Genomic DNA, 22,044 nt, shown 5'->3' on the forward strand with positions numbered 1-22,044 from the left:
AAGGGTTCAATGAAACTGGCGCAGGTGAAACTGGGCGTAGCGACCCCCTTTGCCCAGCAATTCTCGGTGATTTCCCTGCTCCAGCAATTGCCCCTGCTCCAAGACGAAAATGCGGTGGGCGGTGCGCACTGTCGAGAGGCGGTGGGCAATCACAAAAACGGTGCAGCGTTGCATCAGCCGTTGCAGCGCTTCCTGCACCAACGCTTCTGACTCGTTGTCCAAAGCAGAGGTAGCCTCGTCCAGGATCAAGATCTTGGGGTTGAGGAGCACGGCGCGGGCAATGGCCAGCCGTTGCCGTTGTCCACCGGAGAGGGTGACCCCCCGTTCTCCCACGCGGGTGGCGTAGCCATCGGGCAAGCTCTCGATAAAGGTGTCGATGTTGGCCACCTGGGCCGCCTGGCGTACCGCTTCCAGGTCAAAATGCTCTTGTCCGTAGGCGATGTTGCTGGCAATGGTTCCCGAAAACAGGGTGATCTCCTGCGGCACAATGCCGATCTGCCGGCGCAGGCTCTTGAGGGTGACGGTGCGGATGTCGATGCCGTCGATGCGGATGCAGCCCTGCTGGGGATCGTAAAAGCGGGGAATCAGGCTCACCAGGGTGGATTTGCCGGCGCCGGAGGATCCCACCAGGGCCACAATCTCGCCGGGAGACACCTGAAAGCTGATCTGTTTGAGCACCGGCTGATCCGGTTTGTAGGCAAAGGAAACTTGGTCGAACTCCACCCAACCCTGAATGGGAGGCATGGGGCGGGCCCCGGGCAGCTCCCGGATTTGGGAGCGGGTGTTCAGCAGCTCGAAAATCCGCTCCACCGAAGCCTCACCCTGTTTCAGCTCGCTGTAGTTGTTGGTGATGTGAACAATAGGGTCGATCAACATGGCAACACCGGCGATAAAGCCGAGAAACTGGCTGCCGGTCAGGTTGCCCTGGCTAATTTGCCAGCCGCCCACCCAAAACACCCCCAACACGCTCATGGCGTACAGAAAACCCACCACCGGGTCTTGAATGGCTTTCACCTGTTCGGTCTGAAACCGGGCCAGGCGGTTGCTTTCGGCAATGGCACTGAAGCGGCGAATTTCGTAGTCCTCAGCCGCAAAGGCGCGAGTGAGGCTGATGCCAGCAAACACTTCAGTCAAGAGGGCGGCCAAATCCGACATCTTCTCTTGGTTGAGGCGGGAGCGAAACAAAAGGCGATCCCCAAACCAACTGATCAAGGCTCCCATCAGGGGGGCTATCAGCAAGGTGGTCAAGGTGAGAATGCCGTTGAGATAGAACAGGTAGGCCACCACCGCCAAGATGGTGAGCACGCTGGGGATGAAGCGATGGAAAAATCGTTGCACCACCTCTCCCACCCGATCCAGATCCCCCGTAAGGCGATAGACCAGATCGCCGGTGCGGCTGCCGGAAAAATAATCCAGATCCAGCGCCTGCAGGTGGGCATAAATCTGTTGGCGCAATTCCAAAACCATTTGCAAGGAGGCCCTCGCCATCAGGGTGTCTTGGCCATACTGAAAAGCGCCGCGCACCAAGAAAAACACCACCCCAATCAAGGCCAGCATCCGCAATTGCCCCAGATCCCCGGCACCAATGGAGCGGGCCACCCACTCGATCAAGTAGGCGAGGGCGGGCATGGTTAGCACAAAGCCAAGGGTACAGGTTAGCCCCAGCAACAACATCCACAGATGGGGCCGAATGAAGGGAATGAGACGGCGATAGCTACGACCCGGATGCACAAATCACAAACCAGAAGGGCCTCTGACCCAACCAGCTTACAGGATAGTGTTGCGGACTGCTGCCGGGATCCCTGAAACTGGCCGGTAGAGCTGAAAGCCGCTGCGGCCATTTTCCTTGACCTGGTAGAGGGCCAAGTCGGCATGGTGCAAAAGGGTGGACACTTCTACGCCGTCTTGGGGGTAGAGGGCGACGCCAATGCTGCAGGTCACGGAAAGGGAATGGCCCTCGCAGGAGAAGGGAGTTTGAAAGGCATCGACAATCCGCTGAGCCAGACGCGCTGCCACTGTGGGGCTGCCAATTCGGGGCAGCAGCAGGGTGAACTCATCCCCTCCCCAGCGGGCGACGATATCTCCAGGGCGAACGCACTTGGTTAACCGTTCAGCTACCCCCTGCAACAGGGCATCGCCGACACCGTGGCCGAAGGTATCGTTGATGTCTTTGAAGTGATCCAAATCCACAAAGAAGAGGGCCAGAGATTCACTGTAGTATTGCTGCAGGGCCTGCTGCAGCCGCTCTCGAAAGGATTCGCGGTTCACCAAACCTGTCAGGGCATCATGATGAGCGCGAAACTCCATGTAGGCTAAGCTCTGCTTTTGGGCGGTGATGTCTTCGCAGATGCCTTCATAGCCGAGGATATTTCCGGCTTTATCTTTAACCAAACGGGCCTTTTCTCGGACCCAGATGATCGAGCCATCCCGCCGCCGCAGCCGATACTCAAAACCGCGCACGGATCCCTGCTCCTGCAATAGCCGCACAAATTCCTCCCACTGGCTGGGATCCACATAGAGCTGCCGCTTGCCCGCCTCTTTCGCTTCGCGCATCAATTCTTCGGGGGAGCTGTAGCCGCAGATCTGGGCCAGCATCGGGTTGGCGGAGAGATACCGACCTGCCGCATCGGTGAAAAAAATGCCCTCTACCGCATTCTCGAAAAAATTGCGATAGCGCTCCTCAGCCTGGCGCAGCTCCTCTTCCACTTGCCGGCGCTCCGAGATCTCGAGGGCCAGAGACACCAAATCCGCCAGGGATCCGGCGAAGTTTTGCTCTTCTAAGGTCCAGTGGCGAGGGGAGCCAATGTGCTCGTGGCAGAGAACACCCACCATCCGTCCTTCCAGTCGAATGGGGGCATCCAGCATCGAGACCACTCCCATTGCTGTCAGGTAGGAATTGCCGAACTCGGCGGTGCGGGGATCCGCCACCACTTGGTCGGCAGCAATGGTGCGCTCTTGCTCCAGGGCTTGAAAATAACGGGGATAGTCTTTGGCCCAGATCTCCGCCCCTTGAGTATGGGATCCCTCGGGGTTGTCTGGGGTGATCTCGAATTGATTGATGCAGCGAATGCTGGAGCGCTCCGACGTGTAGAGCCAGACCCCCACCCGTGCCACCCCCAGGGTATGGGCGGCTGTAGTACAAATCTGCCGCAGAGCAGCTTGTAAGTCTCCTTGGCTGAGGGCTTTGTGCCGGGTGAGCTCCCTCAGAGCCCGGTTGTGCTCCAACAGTTGCTTTTGGCTGCGCTGTAGCTGCCACTCCACTTGCTTGCGTGCTGTAATGTCCTGACAGGAGCCGACAATTCGGCTGATCGGCTTGTTCTCCTCAACTACTGGAGAAAGGGTAACGATTAGAACATGGGTCGACTCTGGGTCGGGAGCGGCAGAGGCCGTTAGGCTCAGCTCAAAGCTCACTTGCCGGCCATGGCTGAGGCAGTGTTCGGTGTGCAGTTGAATCTGCGCAGCCAGAGAAGGCGGTAGACAACTCTGGAGCTGATACATTCACGCTGAACTCTCCTGAACATGGTTCAGGAAAGAAGCGATCGCATCCTGCCTATCTCTGAGCAGGAAGGCGGTATCCCGCAAAGCCCTGAGGAATACCCCCCGAGCGCTTTCCCCCTTCACTTCCCGGCAACCGTTGCGGTGGACTCAAGGATCAGGGGGAAACTTGGTCTACTATATCCCTCTCAATGACTTTTGCCAAACCGCCTAAAGCTCAGTAAATTCAGCAAAGTTCAGGGTTTTGGGGGTTAGAGGCATGCTCTTCTCCCTCGATAGGTCGAGAGGAGAGAAAAAACATCCTGCAAAAAGCCGGGTTACCCACCAAAAACCGATAGCGCGGTTGAGGTGAGCCTCTTTCTGGCTCCGGGGGCAGACACTCAAGGACAAACAACCCATCGCTGACGCTCTCGAACATGGTGCGCAGCACAGCCCGTCCCCGAGCCTGTACCGGGCGCCCACGGTACATGACTTGGGGATTCCACAGATCAGCCCGCGTCAGCGCATCATAAACGCTGCCAGCCTGGTCTGGCCCAGCAGTCCCCCTTTCAACCATAGGCTAGAAGTACCCAGTAGATTCGGACAACGGGAAGGAGGAGTCGAAAGAGACGGCTCTGCAGTACGCCCTACCTTTTATAAACATTCATCTTATAAGCATTCACCCTACAGATATCTGCTCATTAATTACAGATTGCTGAAGAAGCGTTTGTATCACTCAGTACAAAAGATCCCAGCGCTGGCACGAGCTTTCAGGTGTTCCGGCGGGGATATTCTTTGAAGCAACTCTTGCAGGTTAATCAAGAACTCTGTCCTGCCGGCGTGAGGAGACCTGCGCTGCCGTTTTCAAGGTTAAACCGCTTCTGGCTCCCGAACTTGTTCTACCCGTACATCGACACGCTTGGGAAGGAACCAGGCTCCTATTAGTTAGAACTGCTCTCATTAGAAAGAACCTCAGCTAGCCCTGGAAAAGGGATCCCTGCCAGACCCAGGATGGCTAATTCCGCGGGCGTGGGATCCCCGATGCATCCAAGGCAAGAGAGGAAGACTGATGGATACAACTCCACCACTCAACCGAGTAACAGCATAGCTCTATTGAGATTAACTTTCAATAGCGTGCCGGCAAAGTAGGGATCCTCTTTGATAAAGACTTGCATTAAGCTTGAGGAGTCTGGTAGAGTGCTTACCCAAGTAGCAATTGCTAAAGATTTGCAGTTAAGTCTTCTCAGGAGAACAAGCTGCGGAGTGGCAAGCATGGCATGGCAACAGGTTCAGGCGGGGGTGTGGTGTAGGCAGTTGGGGCAATGGGCGCCTCAGTGGTGGTTGGGCTGGAGTCTGGAGCAGGGCTTTCGGCTCTACCGCAAAGAAGTTTCCTCTGCTCTGCCTTCTCTCTCTGCTTTGAGGATTCGCTACCAAGAGCGAGATGGCTGGCTGGACGTGTTTCTGGGAGAAGCGGAGCAATGTAACCGACGACGGCGCAGCCTTTTGGATCCGGCAGCGCGGGTAGCCTTGCATTACTTTCCGGAAGATTTGGCTCAGATTCGGTCCCTAAAGTGTCCTCACGAGCGCATTCCCCTCGAGCTTTGGCAGCGGCTAACCCAGCAGCCGGGTTGAGGACTGTTGAAGGTTAGAGGGCTATTTACTGTTTTTATTGTTTCAGATGGATCCAGTCCGCTGCGGCAACCGATCCTGCCTCTTCTCGCCTTTCCAGTTCTTCTGGAGAGCGGTAGCCTGTTTTTTTCTTCCTCTAGGCAGGCTTAAGCTGGAGAACGAAGAGTAGCGGCTGCAGCCATGACTGTTTCTAAGCACCAACCCAAGCAGCGCTCCCAGCAGCAGGTCGAGGGGCTGACTTCTCGCCGCCTTTTGAAGGGATCCATCATCGGCGCCGGCCAGGTGGGCATGGCCTGTGCCTACTCGATGGTAATCCAGAACACTCTGGATGAGCTGGTCCTTCACGACATCGACCGCAACAAGCTGGAAGGGGAAGTGATGGATCTGGTGCACGGGATCCCCTTTGTGGAGCCGACGCGGATACGGGCAGGGGAACTGGCGGATTGCGCCGGGTCAGATGTAGTGATTTTAACGGCAGGGGCTAAGCAGCGGCCTGGAGAAACCCGTTTGGATTTGGTGCAGCGCAACGTCGAGATCTTCAAAGGCTTGATCCCGGCCTTGATGGCGCATTGCCCTGACACACTCCTTTTGGTGGTGAGCAATCCCGTTGACATCATGACTTACGTTTCCCTGAAGTTGTCGGGGTTGCCGGCAGGGCAGGTGATCGGGTCGGGGACGGTTTTGGACACAGCCCGCTTTCGCTATCTTTTGGCGGAGCGCCTGGGGGTGGATCCGCGTAGCCTGCACGCCTACATCATCGGCGAACATGGAGATAGCGAGGTGGCCGTTTGGAGCAAGGTGAACATCGCCGGCACCCCGATTGGGGAACTCTCGCCGGACTGGGATCCCGCCTATTTGGGGGATATCTTCGAGCAGGTGCGCAACGCTGCCTACGAGATCATCCGTCGCAAAGGGGCCACCAGCTACGCCATCGGGTTAGGGGTGACGCAAATTGTCCAAGCCCTGCTGCGGGATCAACACCGCGTTTTAACCGTGAGCAGCCTCACCCAAGGGGAGTACGATCTGCCAGAGGTCTGTCTCAGCTTGCCCAGAGTGGTCGGGCGGCAGGGGGTGGAACGCACGCTGGCCATGTCCCTCACCGAGAGCGAGCGCAAGCAGCTGCACCGCTCGGCCCAGATCTTGCGGCAAGTCATCGACAGCATCCGGTGGTAGCCTAGATCTCCTGGACTTTTGTCGCTCCCCTCCAAGCTGGGGGATCCCTTGGTCAGTGGGCGAGGGCCGCAGCTGGCGGCAGGAGGTGGTCTATGGAAGCAGAGGTGCAACAGGGGCAGCAATCGCCTGAGGGCCAACTGGAGAAGCGCCCCCCTTCTCCGCCTTGGGCCGGGATCCCCTTACAGAGGGGCCTCGGTCACCGGGTACGGCAGCACGTCAATCCCCTGCAGGCGCAGTATCAGCAGCCCACCCCCCCACCCCATTGGGAACGGGTATACCGGCGGCTGGGGCAGCCCTTTCATCTGGATATCGGCACAGGGAGCGGACGATTTCTGCTGCGCATTGCTCAGGAGCAGCCCGACTGGAACTTCCTGGGGGTAGAGATTCGGCAGGCGCTGGTGGAACGGGCCAATGCCTGGCGGGACGAGCTGGGGCTGGATAACGTCCATTTTCTGTTTGCCAACATCAATGTCTCTTTGCGGCATCTGTTTGCGCCGGGGGATCTCAGCCGCGTAACCATCCTATTTCCGGATCCCTGGTTCAAAAAGCGCCATCACAAACGGCGGATTGTCCAACCCCAACTGGTGGCGGATCTGGCTCTGCTGCTGCGACCGGGCAGCCCCGTCTTCCTGCAATCGGATATCCAAGAGGTGGCCGAAGAAATGGCAGCTCGATTTTTAGAGCATCCGCAGTTTTGGGATCCCCACCAGGGGCCTTTGGACTCCAATCCCCTCGGCATCCCCACGGAGCGGGAGTGGCACTGCCTACAACTGGGCCTGCCCATCTATCGCTATTGGCTGGAGCGACGGTGACAACAGGACAAATCCGTAATGCAGTAATAACAACTCCATTCCGCCAAGACAATACAGAAGATAGGATATAACCCGCTTGAGTTGGATCCGTCGCCGCAATGTCTCACTCTGAAACCACGGCCTCTGCCGACCCCTCCTCTGCTTGGTTTTCTGTTCGCCGTGGGATCCTCAACCTGCTGAGCCTATTGGCCATTGTGATTGTCGGGCTTTCTCTTTCCAGCAGTTGGTTCCAGCCGCCGCCCCAAACGCAGTTGGATTTGTTGCAAACCGATCTCGCCCTGCAAGCTTCCCGCACCCTCGATGATCCCCGCTATCAGGATCTGGCACGGGCGCTTTTGGGTCAGGATGTGTTCAAGGTGGCCCAAAATCGCTATCAGCAGACCGCCGATAACTACACCGAACGCCTGAAACGTTTGAAACGGCTGGCCCGTTTAACTCCTGCTGGCGAATCTGAGGCGGCCAGCCCAGAACTGGCCCAATCTCCAGAGGTGGATCCTGCCCTTCTGGCCTCCATGCAAGATTTGCAGACGGAGCTGGATGCGCTTTGGCTGCGCCTTGGCTTGCTCTATGCCTACCAAGAAGATCTGGAAGCTGCTCGGCAGCAATGGCAGCAGATCATCGACCTGGAACGTCCCGTGGAGCTGGAATCGAGCCAAAAGGGGGCAGCGCGGGTTTTGCAAGGGCTGTGGGGAACACCGCGGCGCATCTTGCCAGAAGCGGAAGTGCAGATCCGCAATCATCTGGATGGCTGGTTTGAGGCGGTGGCCCTGCAACAGCTTTACCGACTGCAGCAGCGCAGCGATAGCCTGAATGCCCTCAACCAACAGCAGGAAAAATTGGCCTTGGCGGCTCTGTTTCGACTGGCGGTGGTGGGCGGGATCCCCGTGCTGGGGGCGCTGCTGGGGTTGATGCTCTTGTTGGGCTGGCTGGGCTGGAGCCTTTGGCGCAAACGTCCGCTCCTGGGCCCTGCTTGGGAAGTGCCTTGGCCGGGGATCGGGGCGCAAGCGGTGCTGACCGGCTGGTTTTTGGGGTTTATTGCCCTCAACGCTTTGGTGCCTCGACTTTACATCATCATCCTCGGCCTGGGGGCACGGCAGCTCAGCCCTTGGCAGCAGGCGGTAGCCCTGTTTCTCACCTACAACTCCGGCGCTGTGCTGGGGGCGGGGTTGTTGTACCGTCTCTTGCACACCTACCCCGGCTGGCAGAGGGTGCTGCAGGTGCGGTTGTGGGACCCTTGGCTGCTGTGGGGCCTGTGTGGCTACTGGGTGGCCTTGCCTTTGGTGGTGCTGGCAGCGGCGCTGTCGCAATTGCTGCTACCGCAGGCGGGGGGTGGGAATCCCATTTTGCCCCTGCTGCTGGATAGCCATGGCTGGGGGGCGCGGTTGGTGTTTTTGGCCGTGGTGTCTGTCTGTGCCCCTGTTTTTGAGGAGGTGCTGTTCCGGGGCTTTTGGCTGCCCACCCTAAGCCGCTACCTGCCTATGGGGGCCGCCATTGTGCTCAGCGCCTTTACCTTTGCCCTTGCCCACCTCAACCTTTCCGATCTGCTGCCTTTGACCATGCTGGGGGTGGTGCTGGGGGTGGTGTACAGCCACAGCCGCAACCTGCTGGCTCCCATCCTACTGCACAGCCTCTGGAATACGGGATCCCTGGTGACGCTGCTGGTGCTGGGAGGAGCGCGTTAAGGGGGTCTCTGTCTGCCTACTTTTTCCTGCCGAAGAGGCGGCTGAAGAACCCGCCGTTGTCTTCTTTGCGGGGAGGCGGCACCACTTTCTGAGCCTGTGACGTTTGACGGCTGGCCACTCGCGTTGGCGGGACGGAGTCCTTGGGGACGGGAACGGGCTGTTGGGTGGTGACTTGCTGCATCCAACGGCGCACTTCTGCCATCAACTCGGCGTTTGCAGGTTCTAGGCGACTGGCTTGCATAAAGTCTGCTTTGGCCATGCCAGCATTCCCCTGCTTCAGGTGGGCAATGCCCCGGTGCAGGTAGTAGCGGGCCACGTTGGGCTCAGCGCTGATGGCAAAGTTCAGATACTGCACCGCATCCCGGTATTGCTTGCGCTCGATCATGTCCAAGGCTTGGATAAAGCGGGTTTCCGCAGGGCTGAGCTTGGGAGCCGGAGGTGGGGTGGGAACGGGCTGAACAGGGGGACGGCTGGGCGGAGCAACGACGGGGGAGGCTGGGATCCCACCCACAGTGGTACGGCTGGGGGAAGGGGTTGGGATCCCGGTCGCGGTAGTAGTTCTAGAGGCAGGGGCTAGGCTCCCCTGGTAGCCGGCCTTGAGCAACAAATAGGCCAGGTTCAGCTCGCTCAATTGCTCGGTTTTCTCGAGCAGGGTTTCCATGGAGCTGTATTGCTCTTTGGCCAGCTTCTCCACCCGCCTGACATACTCTTCTTGCCAATGGGGGTGCTCGGCCAAGCCCTTGACAGCTTCCCCAGAGGGCCAAAGATCCGGGGGGGGCGTCTCCAAAAGGCGTTTAATCCGCATTTTGAGCACCGTTTCGTATTCCCCTCGCTCCCGCTCTTTGGTCAGCACTTCGTTGGCCGGGTTGACCAGCTTGGCAAAGAGGATGTTGGCGCGTTCTGCACCTTCGGGATCCCCCACAAACCGATCCGGGTGGAGGGCCTTGGCCGCCTGCAGGTAGCCGCGCCGGATCCCCTTGGAGTCGGCGGTGAGAGGGACGCCCAAGATGGCGAAATGGTCAGTCTCGTAGCGGGCTAGTCCTCGGTTGAGGCGGGGGACATTAGAGTTGGATCCCATAGTTGCCACTTCTCTAAAATCTGCTGCAAGGTTCCGTTTTCGATCAGGCTGGAAATCGCCCCATCCACAGCTTCCTTCAGGGAAGGATGCTGAGAGGATACTACTCCCACCAGAGGCATGGGGAACAGGGGCGGCCCCACCAGGCGCAGTCGGGATCCAGCTTGGCGCAGGTTCAGGGCGGCAACAGGCTGATCAACCAGCACGGCATCCAACTGGCCGGCTTGTAGCTGAGCAAACAAGCGCTCAGGGTTACTGGTGGCAAAGAGACGAATGGCGTTGCCTCTCCTCTCGTTGTACGCCTCCAGCAGGGCTGCCCCCGTACTGTTAACTACAATGCCCACTTTGCGGCCAAATAATTGCGACAGTGCTTCAATGGCCGGTTCCTCTGGCCCGGAGGCGGGGAAGGGATCCCGTACCACCAAGCGCTGCGGGCTGAGGTAGTAGGGCCGGGTGGCCAGAAACTGCTCCGGATCCAATCCCAAAGCTTCCCGCGCCCCCCAGATCAAGTCCACCTCATCCGCTTGCAGAGCCGCCAACTGTTCGCTCCAGGCCACATAGATGGGATCCACCTGCACCTGAAGGATTTGGGCCAACGCCTCCAGGATATCCCACTCGAAGCCGGCGTAGGTTTGTCGCTCCAAGTCGGTGTAGAGATAAGCCGGCCCCAAACTGGGATCCAAGCCAACTCGAATGCGCCCCCGAGCTTGGATCTCAGTCCAACGGGAATCAGGGGGCTGTGCCTGCTCGGTGGGGGCGACTTTCCCTTGTGCCGGCTGAGGGTAACCGGGGCCAGCAGTGGCAACCCCAAGGGCCATCGCTCCCAAGAGGAGAGCCAGGCCGAACTGTGCCGCCCGGCAGCAATGTCGCTGTTTTCTGTGGAGCTTGCTAACCAATCTTCTACCTACCCTGCCCGACACGGATGTTTTGTAGTCTTCTTGATTATTCTTCAACTACTTCTGTCTCGAATTCAACTCGTTCAACCGGCAAGCTTTCCCGGTTTTTCTAGGTTGGGCGTGGATCCCGCCGCATGGGAAAGGAGACCGGCAAAGGCTGTACTTGGGCCAATTCTTCTTGCAGAGCAGCGTGTAACCAGCCATTGCTGGCCAACAGTCGGCCACTGTAAACATCCACCGGGCCGCCATCGTAAGCAGTCACCTTGCCACCTGCCTCCCGCACCAGGACGATCCCTGCGGCAATGTCCCAAGGGGAGAGGCCCCGCTCCCAATAGCCATCCAACTGGCCGGTGGCCACATAGGCCAAATCCAGAGCTGCAGATCCGCCGCGCCGTACTCCTTGGGTGAGATGGGTAAAGTGGCAAAACTCGGCGTAGTTGTTGTCGGGGGTTTCGCGACGATCGTAGGCAAAGCCGGTAACCAGCAGGCTCCGAGACAATTCAGCCGTTGTGGAGACTCGAATGGGTTGACGGTTGCGGGTGGCCCCCATTCCTTGGACGGCGCGAAACAGATCCCCGCGAAAAACATCACAAACAACCCCCAAAACTGGCTCCCGCCCCTGCAGCAAACCAATGGAGACGGCAGCGAAAGGGTAACCGTGGGCAAAGTTGGTGGTGCCATCCAGGGGATCGATCATCCAAGCGTAGGCGCCCTCCGGGGATCCCTGCTGGCCTGATTCCTCGGTCAAGATGACATCTTCGGGGAAGTGCCGCCTCAAGATTTTCAAGATGAGATCCTCGGAAGCGCGATCCGCCGCAGTCACCAAGTCGCCCGGACGTTTCTCCTCAATGGCAAGGGTGCCCCCCACATAACTGCGCAGCAAAGCTCCTGCCTCCAGGGCAGCTTCTGTGGCCACATCCAACCGACGCAGCAGGGCCTCCGTCACACCCTCACCTCAAGGTTAAAAACCTGCTACTCAGAATAGCCCGCCTGAGGCTGTGGCTCCCAAGGGATCCCTGAAAGCCAAAATAGGCCCGACCCAAACCCAATTTTTTGGGAAAGGGGGTATCTCCAAGACTGCCTATAGTGTATAGTACAGTACACTGGGGCTTGTGGGTTTTCCGGCAGCCCGCCAAGACCAGAGTTCCTTTGAAAGCAGTAGGGTTTTGGGGAACTATAGATAAGACTTTGAATTTGGAAAGCCAAGCTGCTGTAAATGGCGTTGAGCGTTGAGGGGGGAAGGCCGTTGTCACATAGCTACGACGATTTCTTTGCCTCCACCACGGCGGTTGGTGGGGGGGATCCTCTTGCTTCTAGCTACAGCTTTGATCTGCCAGCAGATCTGTTCGATCGAGTCCCTGAGCAGCCGGTATCCCATCCGGAGTTCACCCTGTCCATCTGCCATCCTGTCCGGCCCTGCAGCTACATCCTGCGGGAGAGTATCTACACGGTTGGACGGGATCCCTCCAACGCCATCCAGATCGTCAATCGGTTTGTCTCGCGTCACCACGCTTACCTGGTGCGGGTGCCCACCAAGTCCAACCGGACAGGGTTTACCTATTGCCTGATCGACGGCAACCGCAAGGGCCAGTCCAGTACCAATGGGGTGTTTGTCAACGGCACGCGGGTGGCTACTCACTACCTGAGGAGCGGAGATGTCATCTATTTCGGGCCAGAGATCCGCGCCTATTTCTTCGAGGTGGCCCGCATTCTCCCTGTGAACCCCTTTGACATCGGCCCTGGCCTTGGCGAAGAGCTTCAGCTTCCCCACGACACAGGAAGCCACCGCAACCGTTGACAGATCTAAAGCTGAATCGCTAAATTAATTAAGCCGGTTAAGCAATGTGAATTGGGGCATCGCCAAGCGGTAAGGCAGCGGGTTTTGGTCCCGCCATTCGGTGGTTCGAATCCATCTGCCCCAGCTTAAAATCCTGTCGAAAGCACAAAGCGCAAGCCCCTGGGATCCCGTGCAGACCGGAGGGTGAGGCTCTGGGCATCAGCAGGGCGCGTTGCTCTGGGGAACTGAGGAATCATGGGGTCGCTTTTGCCAACGGAGGCCCTGGCTTGGCAGGACTGGCCGCGGAGAGAATGGCAACAACCAGAAACCAAGGGTGAGGGATCCGGGGTGAGCTGTTCAGGTCGATCCTTGATGGTGGTGGGAACTTCTTCCCATGTGGGCAAAACCCTTTTAGTGACAGCCCTCTGTCGCATTCTCAAGAAAGCGGGAAAAAGGGTCGCCCCCTTCAAAGCTCAGAATATGTCCCTCAACGCCTATGTCACCCCAGAGGGCAAAGAGATCGCCTACGCGCAGGCTCTGCAAGCTTGGGCTGCCGGGATCCCCCCTGCGGTGGAAATGAACCCGATTCTTCTGAAGCCCCAGGGCAACCTGACTTCCCAGATCGTCTTGAACGGAGTGGCGGTGGGCACCTACCGCGCCGGAGAGTATTACGAGCGCTGGTTTGCGCCGGCCTGGCAAGCGGTCAAAGAAGCCCTTGCTCGCCTACAACAGCAGTACGACTGGATCCTTTGCGAGGGGGCAGGCAGTCCGGCAGAGGTGAACCTCAAACATCGGGACTTGGCAAATATGCGGGTTGCCTTGCATTTGGGATCCCCCACTTGGCTGGTGGCGGACATCGACCGAGGTGGGGCGCTGGCCCATGTGGTGGGCACGCTCCAACTGCTGGAACCCGAAGAACGGGCCCTGATCCGGGGCATTGTCATCAACAAGTTTCGGGGCTCGCGGGAACTGTTGCAGCCCGGCCTGGATTGGCTGGAAAACTACACCGGGATCCCAGTTGTCGGGGTCTTGCCTTGGGTGGACTGGGTTCTGCCCCAAGAGGATTCGATGGGAATTGCAGCCAACCCCCTGCTTTGGGAAGATCGCCGCGACCGGGCCGGTGGCCAAGCCCTGAGGGAAGGGCGCCTGGAGATTGCTGTGGTGCGTTTGCCCCAGGTAGCCAACTTCTCGGATTTTGACCCCTTGTTGGCGGAGCCCACCGTCCATCTGCGCTGGGTTCACCCCGGCCAAAGTTTGGGATCCCCGGATGTGGTCATCCTGCCCGGCAGCAAAACCACCCTCAACGATCTGTTCGCGTTGCAAAAGACCGGCTTGGCCGAGCAACTGCGCCAATACTCCGGCCATATCGTCGGCATTTGCGGCGGACTGCAAATGTTGGGAGAAACCATCGCCGATCCCGAAGGCTGGGAGGGGATCGCCGGCACCTACCCAGGGCTGGGCTTTCTCCCTTTGACCACCGTTTTACAACCCACCAAGGTCACCCAGCAGGTGCAGACCCAAAGCCGATGGCCTGCCCTGGCCCCCATCCAGGGGTACGAAATTCATCAGGGATCCACCCAGGCGGATCCCTCTGGCTGTCTGCCGGTGTTCGACCGAGAGAACCTGGGCTGGCGGGATCCCACGGGTCGGATTTGGGGCAGCTATCTGCATGGCCTGTTTGACAACCACCTGTGGCGGCGACAATGGCTGAACTGGCTGCGCCGACAAAAAGGCTGGGATCCCTTGCCGGATCTGGAGGGCCACTATGCTCAGCAGCGGGAGCAATTGCTGGAGCGCCTGGCCGATCTGTGGCAGCCTCACCTGGACTTGGGCCTGTTGATGGAATAGCCCATCGGCGATGGGGGAGAGAAGTGGGGTGGGAGGCTATGTTGCGCCAGGTTACGCCAGCGCGACCGGAAATCCAGGATCCACTCAACCGGTTGCCTCGGCTACCTCTGCCTGACCGCTCCGAAAGACTTATGCAACGCTGAACAAAACAGAACTTTGCCCAGCATCGCTGCTTTCTTCCTGCTTCAGCGACCCATGACTGGCGGCAGAGTTCACCCCCACCACCCCGCCAGAGGGATCTCCACAGGCGTGACTTCCCCGCGAGCTGCAGGTAGTTAGATACCACTGGGCTAGGTTGATGGCTGCATTCAAGTCGCGGTCTAGCTCCAGGCCGCACCTCTCGCAGCGAAACACCCTTTCCTGCAGTGGCATCTTCTGTCGGTGCCCACACCCTGAACACAGTTGGCTGGACGGATAAAACCTATCCGCCACCACCACCTGACAGCCGTAGAGCCGGGCCTTATACTCTAGCTGTCGCCGAAACTCGTAGAACCCACAGTCTGACAGCGCTCCTGCCAGCTTGCGGTTCTTGAGCAGGTTCTTCACCTGCAAGCCCTCAATCACCACCACCCGATACTTCTTGGCCAGGTAAGTCGTTAGCTTGTGCAGATTGTCTTGCCGAATGTCTGCCACCCGCTTATGGGCCTTGCCTAACTGCACCACCGCCTTCTTACGGTTAGCGGATCCCTTCTGCTTGCGACTCAGCCGCCGTTGCAGTCTGGCCAGACGCTTCCTCGCCTTGCGGTAGGGTTTTGGACTCTCGAATACTTTCCCGTCGGAACAGGTGGCCAGGTGATGGATACCTAAGTCCACTCCCACAACTTCCCCGGTCTTCTCCACCTGAGGCGCTGGAGCTTCATATTTGAAGGAGATATACCAATGTCCGGCGCGAAGACTAATGACCACGTTCTTGGGTGTGGTCGCCGGAAGTAACTCTGCACAGCGCAGCCAACCGAAGATAGGCACCTTGATGCGGTCGCCAGAAATGCGGATGCTGCCTTCTAGGTAAAAGCTGTCTCGCACTCCCTTGCGTTTGAAGCGGGGGAACTTCCCCAACCCACCCCGCCAGCGCTTAAAGGCTTGCTCCAAGTTGCGTAATGCCTGCTGAGGAGCGCATTTGGAGACCTGGTAGTACCAGGGGTTTTCCTTCTTAACCTCGGCTACCAGGCGCTTGTGCAGGTCAATGGCGGTGGGGAGTTTCTGCCGGTTCTCCAGGGCTTGCCGACAGATGGCCAGGCCCCAGTTGTAGGCGTGACGGGCTACCCCAGCGTGCTGAGCGGCTAGGGTCTTCTGCCGGTTATTCAGCTCTAAGCGGGTGCGGAATCCAAGCAGCATTCAGATAGCCGCGGCCAACATGCTTAGTTTAATGGCTATTTCGGTTCCGCAAAGTAACCAATTGTTCAGCAGATCGGGGACTAGAGGCAGCCCCTGTAGCTTGTTCGCGAAAGCGTCACGCAGCGGTAAGGGCGCGATCCAACAATTCCATCGGGTGATAGATGGGGATCCCGGCTTTGCCCTGTAGGCGCAGATGTTTCTGGATTTGTAGGCGGCAGCCGATATTGGCGGAGACGATCCCCTGAGCACCGGTGTTAAGCAAGTTCTTTACCTTCTGGGATCCCAGCTCATCCGCCACCTGGGGTTGCAACAGGTTGTAGACGCCGGAGCTACCACAGCAGAGGGCCGCATCGACGGGATCCCGCAGCTCCAGCCCTGGGATTTGCCGCAGCAGGTGTCGGGGTTCCTGGCTGAGCCGCTGCCCATGCAGCATGTGACAGGCATCCTGGTAGACCAGCACCAGGGGTTCCGGCTGTAGCGGATGTAGGGGAGCCGTTAACCCCACCTGGGCGAGAAACTCCTGAATGTCCTTGACCTGGGCGGCAAATCGGGCTGCCTTCTCTTTGTAGTCGGGATCCCTGGCCAATAGGTGGCCATAGTCTTTCAGGGTATGCCCGCAGCCGGAAGCGTTGATCAGAATGGCATCCAACTCGTAATCGGCAAAGGCATCGATCATCTGGCGGGCCAGGGTTTCCGCCTGGCGCAGTTGCCCTTGATGGTGGGGCAAGGCCGCGCAACAGCCCTGGACGGGCGGGATCACCACCTCACAGCCGTTGTGGGTCAAGACGCGAATGCTGGCCTCATTTACCTGTGGGGCAAACAGGCGCTGCACACAGCCCAAAATGAGCCCCACCCGAAAACGGCGTTCTCCCACCGCCGGGATCCGCTCAGGGTAACGCTTGGGCAGCAGTTGCTCCACCTCCAGGGGGGGCATCAGGGATTCCATGGCCGCCAAACGCGGGGAGACCTTTTCCAGACCCTTTCGGATCCAAGCGCCGATCCCCATTTTTTGGTACAGCCAGAGAGGCCACAGCAGCGGTTGCAGCCGCTCCGGGTAAGGAAACACCGAGAAGATGAACTGGCGGTAAAGCCGATCCCAAAGGCTACGTGGGTAGTTGCGTTCGATTTGCGGGCGGGTGGCGGCAATTAAGCGGTCATATTGCACCCCCGATGGACAGGCCGTAACACAGGCCAAACAGCCCAAGCAACTGTCGAAGTGGGAAACCGTAGCCGCAGAAAGGGCGATCTGCCCCTGGTTGAGGGCATCCATCTGATAGATCCGCCCCCGCGGCGAGTCCGTCTCTTTGCCGATGACACGGTAGCTGGGGCAGGTGGTCAGGCAAAACCCGCAATGCACACAGGCATCGATCAGCTTCGGATCCGGGGGATCCACGCCGTCAAAACTTGGCCCTTTGGATACGTTCATCGGCCTCTAGCTCTCAGCACAAAAGCCTGCTGTACAGACTCAATCTTGCCTTTTGGCTTGTTTTGGGGTTTTGGAGGTGCCCCCGTTTCCTGCATCTTAATCCGGGAACAAAGCGGCTGAGGCGTTCTATCCAGATCCAGACGCTCCTTTCGTCCGTACTACCCTGAAGAAGGGACTCCCCGGACGGATTCCCTCTCAATCGATCCCTCGTTAACCCTCTTCGAGTTGTCTGTGCTCTGCACAGCACGGAGTGCTACGAAAGTGCAACACCTCTTCACCTCAGCTCTTGTGGGCGCAGCCCTCTCCAGTTTGAGCCTGCCCACCGCCGCTCTGGCCCAAGCCAACCTGCGGGAACTCCCTCCAGACCTGGCAGAACAGCTAACCACAGAGCAAATTTTGCAAGCCTGCGCCAACAACCAAGCAGATACTTTGCCCAGCCCTTTCCCGGATGTGGTGCCAAGCGATTGGGCCTACAAGGCAGTGCTTACCCTCTACTACTGTGGAGCCTACCGAGGGGCCATTCCACCGGAGCAATTCCGGCGCTACTTGGAGCAACAACGGGGATCCCAAACTTAGGTGGGCCTGCACCTCAAGCCGGATACATCTCCTGGATGAGGTGGGCATAGCGCTCAGCCACCGGGTTGCGCTTGATCTTCAGGGTCTGGGTCATAAGGCCGTTTTCCACGCTCAGCGGCTCCGGCAAGAAGCGAAAGTCGCTGACCTGCTCGTCGGGCCGGTAGCCAGGGCGTTCTTGGATGCGGCGGCGCACCTCCTGCAAAATCAAGGTGCGGGTCTGGGGCTGGGCCAGCAGCTCGGCATCCTCAGCCGGGATCCCTTGCTCGGCAGCCCAGGCTTTGAGGGCATCGAGGTTGGGGTAGATGAGTGCAGCCAATTTCTTTTGGTCTTGCCCGACGATCACGATCTGACTGATGTAAGGAGACTGCAGACAAGCATCTTCCAGCGGCTGGGGCTCGATGTTCTCCCCATTGAGTAGGACAATGACATCCTTGGCTCTGCCGGTGATCACCAGTTGCCCGTCGGGGGTGAGCCAGCCCAGATCCCCGGTTTCAAACCAGCCGTCGGAGCTGAGCACCTTGGCAGTGGCTTCCGGGTTGTTGTAGTAGCCCATCATCACCTGCGGGCCACGGGCCAGGATTAGTCCTTTTTCTCCAGGGGGCAGCGGCTGTCGAGTTTCAGGATCCACAATGCGAAACTCCGTCCCCGGCAGAGGGGGGCCAGCCGTACCGCGCACATTGTTGTCTGGACGCCGCGCGCACAACACCGGCGAAGTTTCGGTGAGGCCGTAGCCATTCAAGATGGAAATGCCCACCACCTCGTAGAACAGATCCAAGTAGGCAGGCAGGGATCCACCGCCGCTGATGGCATGTTGAAAATTGGGGCCCAACGCCCGTCGCACCTTGCGGTAGATCAGCACATCGGCCAATCGGTGCAGGGGCCAGAGCAGCCAATGTTGCAGGCGAGCCTGCAGGCGCACCCAGGGGCTGACTCCGTAATGCAAAATCGACTGGTTGCGAGCTATCCGTCCAGAGAGCACATGGCTCTCACTCACGGCCATCAGAGCGCGGATCAGCCGCTGCATCAGGGGGCTTTTCTCTTTGAATTGCCGTTGGATCCCTTCATAAACGGTTTCCCAAATCCGCGGCACTGCCACCAGAAAATGGGGGTGCTCCTGTTGGAAATCTTGTTTGATAAAGCGAGGGCTGGTATAGACCAGCATGCAGGCACGGCTGAGGAGAAAATACTCGCAAGCCCGCTCATAAGAGTGCCAAGTGGGCAGAATGGTCAGCACCTTATTCCCCGGTTGTGGCTGTACGACCACGCCCAAGTTCTCCACCTGGTGCATCAGGTTGCCGTGGCTGAGCATCACCCCCTTGGGCCGACCGGAGGTGCCGGAGGTGTAGATGATGGTGGCCAGTTGGGATCGCTCCAGCTTTGGGGGTTGGTAGGTGTGTTCCCGACCCTTTTGCAGCCATTGGGAAAAGTTCAGCACCCCTGCTTCCTGCTCATCGGAAAGCAACAGCAGCCGTTCCAGGCCCAGCTCCTGCACATCCGGCCGGATCCGCCTCAGGGTCTTCAGATCCTGAGCAATCAGGGCCGTGCTACCGGAGTGGCGCAAGATGTAGCCCAGCTCACTGGGATCCGCCACAGCGCTGCGGGGCACATTCACAGCTCCCGTGAACATCGTGGCCAGATCGGCCATCAGCCAGCGGGGGGAGTTATCGGCAAAAATGGCCACCCGATCCCCCGGGCAAATGCCCAAAGCCTGCAGGCCAGCCGCCAGGGTTTGAATGCGGCGAAACAGCTCTCCATAAGACATCTCGAAAACTGGCTGCGCGTGGGGATCCCGTAGGGCAACCTGACCGGCAAACTCTTCCGCCAGCACTTGCCAAACGTTCAGCAGCGTCGTCTCAGGGGCAGTGGGAGTAGCAGAAGCGGCAGCAGTTGTCATAGATCTGTACCGTAAATTACGTTTACAGTCTATTAAACCCAGCCTCTCTCCCCAGGTGTCGCTAGGACAGTTCCCAGCCTGTCACCCCATTCACCATCTTCCCCTTGCGGGGAAAAGGTAGGGATCAACACTATAAAATCTTGCGCTGGCAGAACCAGGGTGGTGATTGCTCGCCCCGGCAGATTGCGCACAAAACTTTACAATTTTGATCAAACCGGATCCCATATCTCCCATGGGGATCCCGGCTGCGAGCCTCACCTGAGGTTCAAATGAGGTTCAAGAAGGTCAAACAGGGTCAGGACAGAGGCTCTTGGGGATTCTGTTTGATTTTCTCATCTTCCAGTTTGGCAACAATCTCTTCATCAAGTGGTGAAGTCTTACCGAAAGTAAGTCAGGATTGGAATAGGACTCTACGGGCATTTTCCCCCTCACTCCTGCCTCCCCATTCAATGCTAGAAATTGGGTTAACTCGTAATATGCAGCAATCATCTCCGGCCTTTCTTGCAAGGGGGGAGAAGAGAGGCTGGAATCCTCAACCCCATAAAGTGAACAGCTTCAGTGCTATTGAGCAATGACCTCACAGCCCAGCAGTTGTAGCGGAGAAAAATCTGAGCGGCTCATCGTTCCTGGAGGTTGTACGCCGGTGATCAACCCATTCTCATCCTTCCGGTGGAGACATTCTTCTCGCTCTCCAGCTGGGATCCCAGAAGTTGAACCTCAGCCCCCAGACGCTTCCGATCCTTTTGCTTCCCAACGGGAGCAGATGGTCAAGAAACAGCTCATCAAACGAGGGATCCGAGATCCACGGGTACTGGAAGCCATGGGAAAAGTGCCGCGTCACCTTTTTGTCCCCTCTGATCTGCGGGATCGGGCCTACAGGGATTGCCCTCTGCCCATCGGCTATGGCCAGACCATTTCTCAGCCCTATATTGTTGCTTTTATGACAGAAGCTGCTCGCCTCACGCCTGAATCGGTGGTGTTGGAAATCGGCACCGGCTCCGGCTATCAGGCGGCCGTTTTGGCAGAGCTGGCCCGGCAAGTGTATAGCCTGGAGCGTCTGTCCCCATTGGCTGCTCAAGCTCAACAAACCCTCGCTGCCCTGGGCTATCGCAACGTGGAAGTGCGTCAGGGGGATGGCTACCAAGGTTGGCCAGAGCATGCTCCCTACGATGCCATTCTGGTGACGGCAGCGCCCCCAACTGTGCCCATGGTGCTGCTGGATCAACTGGCGGTGGGGGGCACCTTGGTGGTGCCGGTGGGAGAAAGCCCTTCGGACTCCGGTGCCCAGGGATCCCAGTCCTTGCTGATCCTCTGCAAAACAGCCCAAGGATGGGTTCAAAAAGGGGCTTTTCCGGTGCAGTTTGTGCCCATGGTCTAGGGTTTTGCCCCCTCTATTTCTGCCAAAAGATGGGCGCGAATTTGCAAAGCCAATTGGGGACGGTCGGTGATCAACCCTTGAACAACGGGATTTTGTCCTACTGAGCCGGCAAATGGCTGCAAGCACAACTTCATCACTTCAGGATCGTTCACCGTCCAAACGTACAGAGGGATCCCGGCCTGTTCAGCTTCAGCCAAGAACTGCAAGTTCACCCAACTGTAGTGGGGGGCCAGAAAATCCGCTCCCAACTCCCGGCAACGGGTAAGTAAAGATCCCTTGGCTTGCTCCTCAGCCTTTGCCTCGATCAACAGGCCAACCTTGGGTTGCGGGGACAAAAGCGTTTTAACCCGCTTCACCACCTGAGGCAAAAAAGAGGTGATCACAAATTCTTCGGGGGTCAAAATATCGCTAACGAGGGCAAGGACTTGTTCCTCATAGCCTGCTTCTTTGAGTTCGATATCGAGGGTGATTTTGCCCTTGATATGTGACAGGGTCTCTTCAAGAGTGGGAATCGTGGGTTTGCGGGCCCGAATCTCGGCCCAAGTTAATGCGGCCAAAGGCTGTCCATCCAAATCGGCATCGTGAACAACCAGTGGGATCCCATCTCGGCTGCGGCGCACATCCAGCTCAATTTGCTCGGCCCCCACTTCAACAGCAGCAGCAAAAGCGGCCAGGGTATTTTCCTCGGCGTGGGTGTGCTCCCCACGGTGGGCGACAATCTGGGTGTAGGGGAGCATGTCAGCACCTCTGAAGCGGGGTTGAGTGCCAGGTTGCGCAGCTCTATTATGATTGGCTCTCGGTGGTTCAGAAAGGGATCCCAGCAGGCGACACTCCCCCAGCGGAAGCGATAAGCTAGGAGAGTCAATTAGGTCTCTGAAGCTATGGACGCCGCCGAAATTGCCGCCTTGAAAGAGCGCATCAAGCTAATCCGCGAACGCCGGCCAGCGGTAGCCAAGCTGTTGGAAAAGCCAGACTTGGGCAGCTTGCGCGTGGATGTCAACCAAGCGCTGGAGGAGATCGACGAGTTGCTCCACGAGTTCGAGCAGACTTTTGGCCCGGAAAGCTAGAG

General features: G+C 58.3%; 19 protein-coding genes and 1 tRNA gene. 10 read left to right on the forward strand and 10 right to left on the reverse strand.

The genetic code is table 11. The annotated features are described in order from the left end of the window. Positions 1-6 precede the first annotated feature (6 nt). The 3 genes from ACVW0B_RS03125 to ACVW0B_RS03135 form a co-directional block, all read right to left on the reverse strand. Entirely contained in the window at positions 7-1,731 is a 1,725-nt protein-coding gene (locus ACVW0B_RS03125) for an ABC transporter ATP-binding protein (protein WP_457490927.1), read from the reverse strand. Positions 1,732-1,767: 36 nt separating this feature from the next. Continuing rightward, a complete protein-coding gene (locus ACVW0B_RS03130) occupies positions 1,768-3,498 on the reverse strand; it encodes a diguanylate cyclase domain-containing protein (RefSeq protein ID WP_457490928.1) in 1,731 nt (576 codons plus the stop codon). A 223-nt stretch (positions 3,499-3,721) separates the two neighbouring features. Further along, positions 3,722-4,051 carry a hypothetical protein gene (locus ACVW0B_RS03135; protein ID WP_457490929.1) on the reverse strand — a complete coding sequence of 110 codons (330 nt, stop codon included), beginning with the start codon at positions 4,049-4,051 and terminating at the stop codon, positions 3,722-3,724. Between the two features lie 695 nt (positions 4,052-4,746). Between ACVW0B_RS03135 and ACVW0B_RS03140 the strand changes: the two genes are divergently transcribed. The 4 genes from ACVW0B_RS03140 to ACVW0B_RS03155 all read left to right on the forward strand — a co-directional run bounded on the left by ACVW0B_RS03140 (position 4,747) and on the right by ACVW0B_RS03155 (position 8,770). Beyond that, a complete protein-coding gene (locus tag ACVW0B_RS03140) occupies positions 4,747-5,106 on the forward strand; it encodes a hypothetical protein (protein ID WP_457490930.1) in 360 nt (119 codons plus the stop codon). Positions 5,107-5,355: 249 nt separating this feature from the next. Continuing rightward, the gene (locus tag ACVW0B_RS03145) at positions 5,356-6,276 is read left to right on the forward strand and encodes an L-lactate dehydrogenase (protein WP_011433746.1); all 921 of its coding nucleotides are present in this window, start codon (positions 5,356-5,358) and stop codon (positions 6,274-6,276) included. Positions 6,277-6,368: 92 nt separating this feature from the next. After that, positions 6,369-7,088, forward strand: coding sequence for a tRNA (guanosine(46)-N7)-methyltransferase TrmB (gene trmB, locus ACVW0B_RS03150; protein ID WP_457490931.1), 720 nt, complete (start codon positions 6,369-6,371; stop codon positions 7,086-7,088). A 98-nt stretch (positions 7,089-7,186) separates the two neighbouring features. Further along, positions 7,187-8,770 (forward strand): CPBP family glutamic-type intramembrane protease, encoded by a 1,584-nt coding sequence (locus ACVW0B_RS03155; protein ID WP_457490932.1) that lies wholly within the window; start codon positions 7,187-7,189, stop codon positions 8,768-8,770. Between the two features lie 16 nt (positions 8,771-8,786). Here the strand turns inward: ACVW0B_RS03155 and ACVW0B_RS03160 are convergent, their stop codons facing one another. From ACVW0B_RS03160 to ACVW0B_RS03170, 3 genes are all read right to left on the reverse strand, one after another. After that, positions 8,787-9,848, reverse strand: a complete 1,062-nt coding sequence (locus ACVW0B_RS03160) for a DnaJ domain-containing protein (protein ID WP_457490933.1) — start codon at positions 9,846-9,848, stop codon at positions 8,787-8,789. Next, on the reverse strand, positions 9,806-10,663 hold the full coding sequence (locus ACVW0B_RS03165) for an ABC transporter substrate-binding protein (protein WP_457490934.1): 858 nt from the start codon (positions 10,661-10,663) through the stop codon (positions 9,806-9,808). Before ACVW0B_RS03165 ends, ACVW0B_RS03160 begins: the two co-directional genes overlap by 43 nt. 187 nt (positions 10,664-10,850) lie before the next feature. Continuing rightward, positions 10,851-11,687: an inositol monophosphatase family protein gene (locus ACVW0B_RS03170; protein ID WP_414352174.1), complete on the reverse strand. Its 837-nt coding sequence runs from the start codon at positions 11,685-11,687 to the stop codon at positions 10,851-10,853. Between the two features lie 270 nt (positions 11,688-11,957). Here ACVW0B_RS03170 and ACVW0B_RS03175 point away from each other — a divergent pair, with 270 nt between their 5' ends. The 3 genes from ACVW0B_RS03175 to ACVW0B_RS03185 all read left to right on the forward strand — a co-directional run bounded on the left by ACVW0B_RS03175 (position 11,958) and on the right by ACVW0B_RS03185 (position 14,366). Beyond that, positions 11,958-12,539 (forward strand): FHA domain-containing protein, encoded by a 582-nt coding sequence (locus tag ACVW0B_RS03175; protein WP_457490935.1) that lies wholly within the window; start codon positions 11,958-11,960, stop codon positions 12,537-12,539. 52 nt (positions 12,540-12,591) lie between these two features. Beyond that, positions 12,592-12,663 (forward strand) — tRNA-Gln (locus ACVW0B_RS03180). 203 nt (positions 12,664-12,866) lie between these two features. Continuing rightward, on the forward strand, positions 12,867-14,366 hold the full coding sequence (locus ACVW0B_RS03185; protein ID WP_457490960.1) for a cobyric acid synthase: 1,500 nt from the start codon (positions 12,867-12,869) through the stop codon (positions 14,364-14,366). A 129-nt stretch (positions 14,367-14,495) separates the two neighbouring features. On the opposite strand, the gene ACVW0B_RS03190 is transcribed toward ACVW0B_RS03185, so the two are convergent. Both ACVW0B_RS03190 and ACVW0B_RS03195 read right to left on the reverse strand, forming a co-directional pair. Then, positions 14,496-15,701: an RNA-guided endonuclease InsQ/TnpB family protein gene (locus ACVW0B_RS03190; RefSeq protein ID WP_457490936.1), complete on the reverse strand. Its 1,206-nt coding sequence runs from the start codon at positions 15,699-15,701 to the stop codon at positions 14,496-14,498. Positions 15,702-15,816: 115 nt separating this feature from the next. Next, positions 15,817-17,127, reverse strand: coding sequence for a (Fe-S)-binding protein (locus ACVW0B_RS03195; protein ID WP_457490937.1), 1,311 nt, complete (start codon positions 17,125-17,127; stop codon positions 15,817-15,819). 261 nt (positions 17,128-17,388) lie between these two features. On the opposite strand from ACVW0B_RS03195, the gene ACVW0B_RS03200 reads away from it, so the two are divergent. Then, positions 17,389-17,703 carry a hypothetical protein gene (locus ACVW0B_RS03200; RefSeq protein ID WP_457490938.1) on the forward strand — a complete coding sequence of 105 codons (315 nt, stop codon included), beginning with the start codon at positions 17,389-17,391 and terminating at the stop codon, positions 17,701-17,703. Positions 17,704-17,716: 13 nt separating this feature from the next. Here the strand turns inward: ACVW0B_RS03200 and ACVW0B_RS03205 are convergent, their stop codons facing one another. After that, positions 17,717-19,597, reverse strand: coding sequence for an AMP-dependent synthetase/ligase (locus tag ACVW0B_RS03205; RefSeq protein WP_414388956.1), 1,881 nt, complete (start codon positions 19,595-19,597; stop codon positions 17,717-17,719). 643 nt (positions 19,598-20,240) lie between these two features. Between ACVW0B_RS03205 and ACVW0B_RS03210 the strand changes: the two genes are divergently transcribed. Beyond that, positions 20,241-20,975, forward strand: coding sequence for a protein-L-isoaspartate(D-aspartate) O-methyltransferase (locus ACVW0B_RS03210; protein WP_011433763.1), 735 nt, complete (start codon positions 20,241-20,243; stop codon positions 20,973-20,975). Here ACVW0B_RS03210 and ACVW0B_RS03215 read toward each other — a convergent pair. Next, positions 20,972-21,712: a glycerophosphodiester phosphodiesterase gene (locus tag ACVW0B_RS03215; RefSeq protein WP_457490939.1), complete on the reverse strand. Its 741-nt coding sequence runs from the start codon at positions 21,710-21,712 to the stop codon at positions 20,972-20,974. The genes ACVW0B_RS03210 and ACVW0B_RS03215 overlap by 4 nt on opposite strands. A gap of 144 nt (positions 21,713-21,856) precedes the next feature. Between ACVW0B_RS03215 and ACVW0B_RS03220 the strand changes: the two genes are divergently transcribed. Beyond that, a complete protein-coding gene (locus ACVW0B_RS03220) occupies positions 21,857-22,042 on the forward strand; it encodes a hypothetical protein (protein ID WP_011433765.1) in 186 nt (61 codons plus the stop codon). Positions 22,043-22,044 lie beyond the last annotated feature (2 nt).

Source organism: Thermostichus sp. MS-CIW-23 (assembly GCF_054059455.1).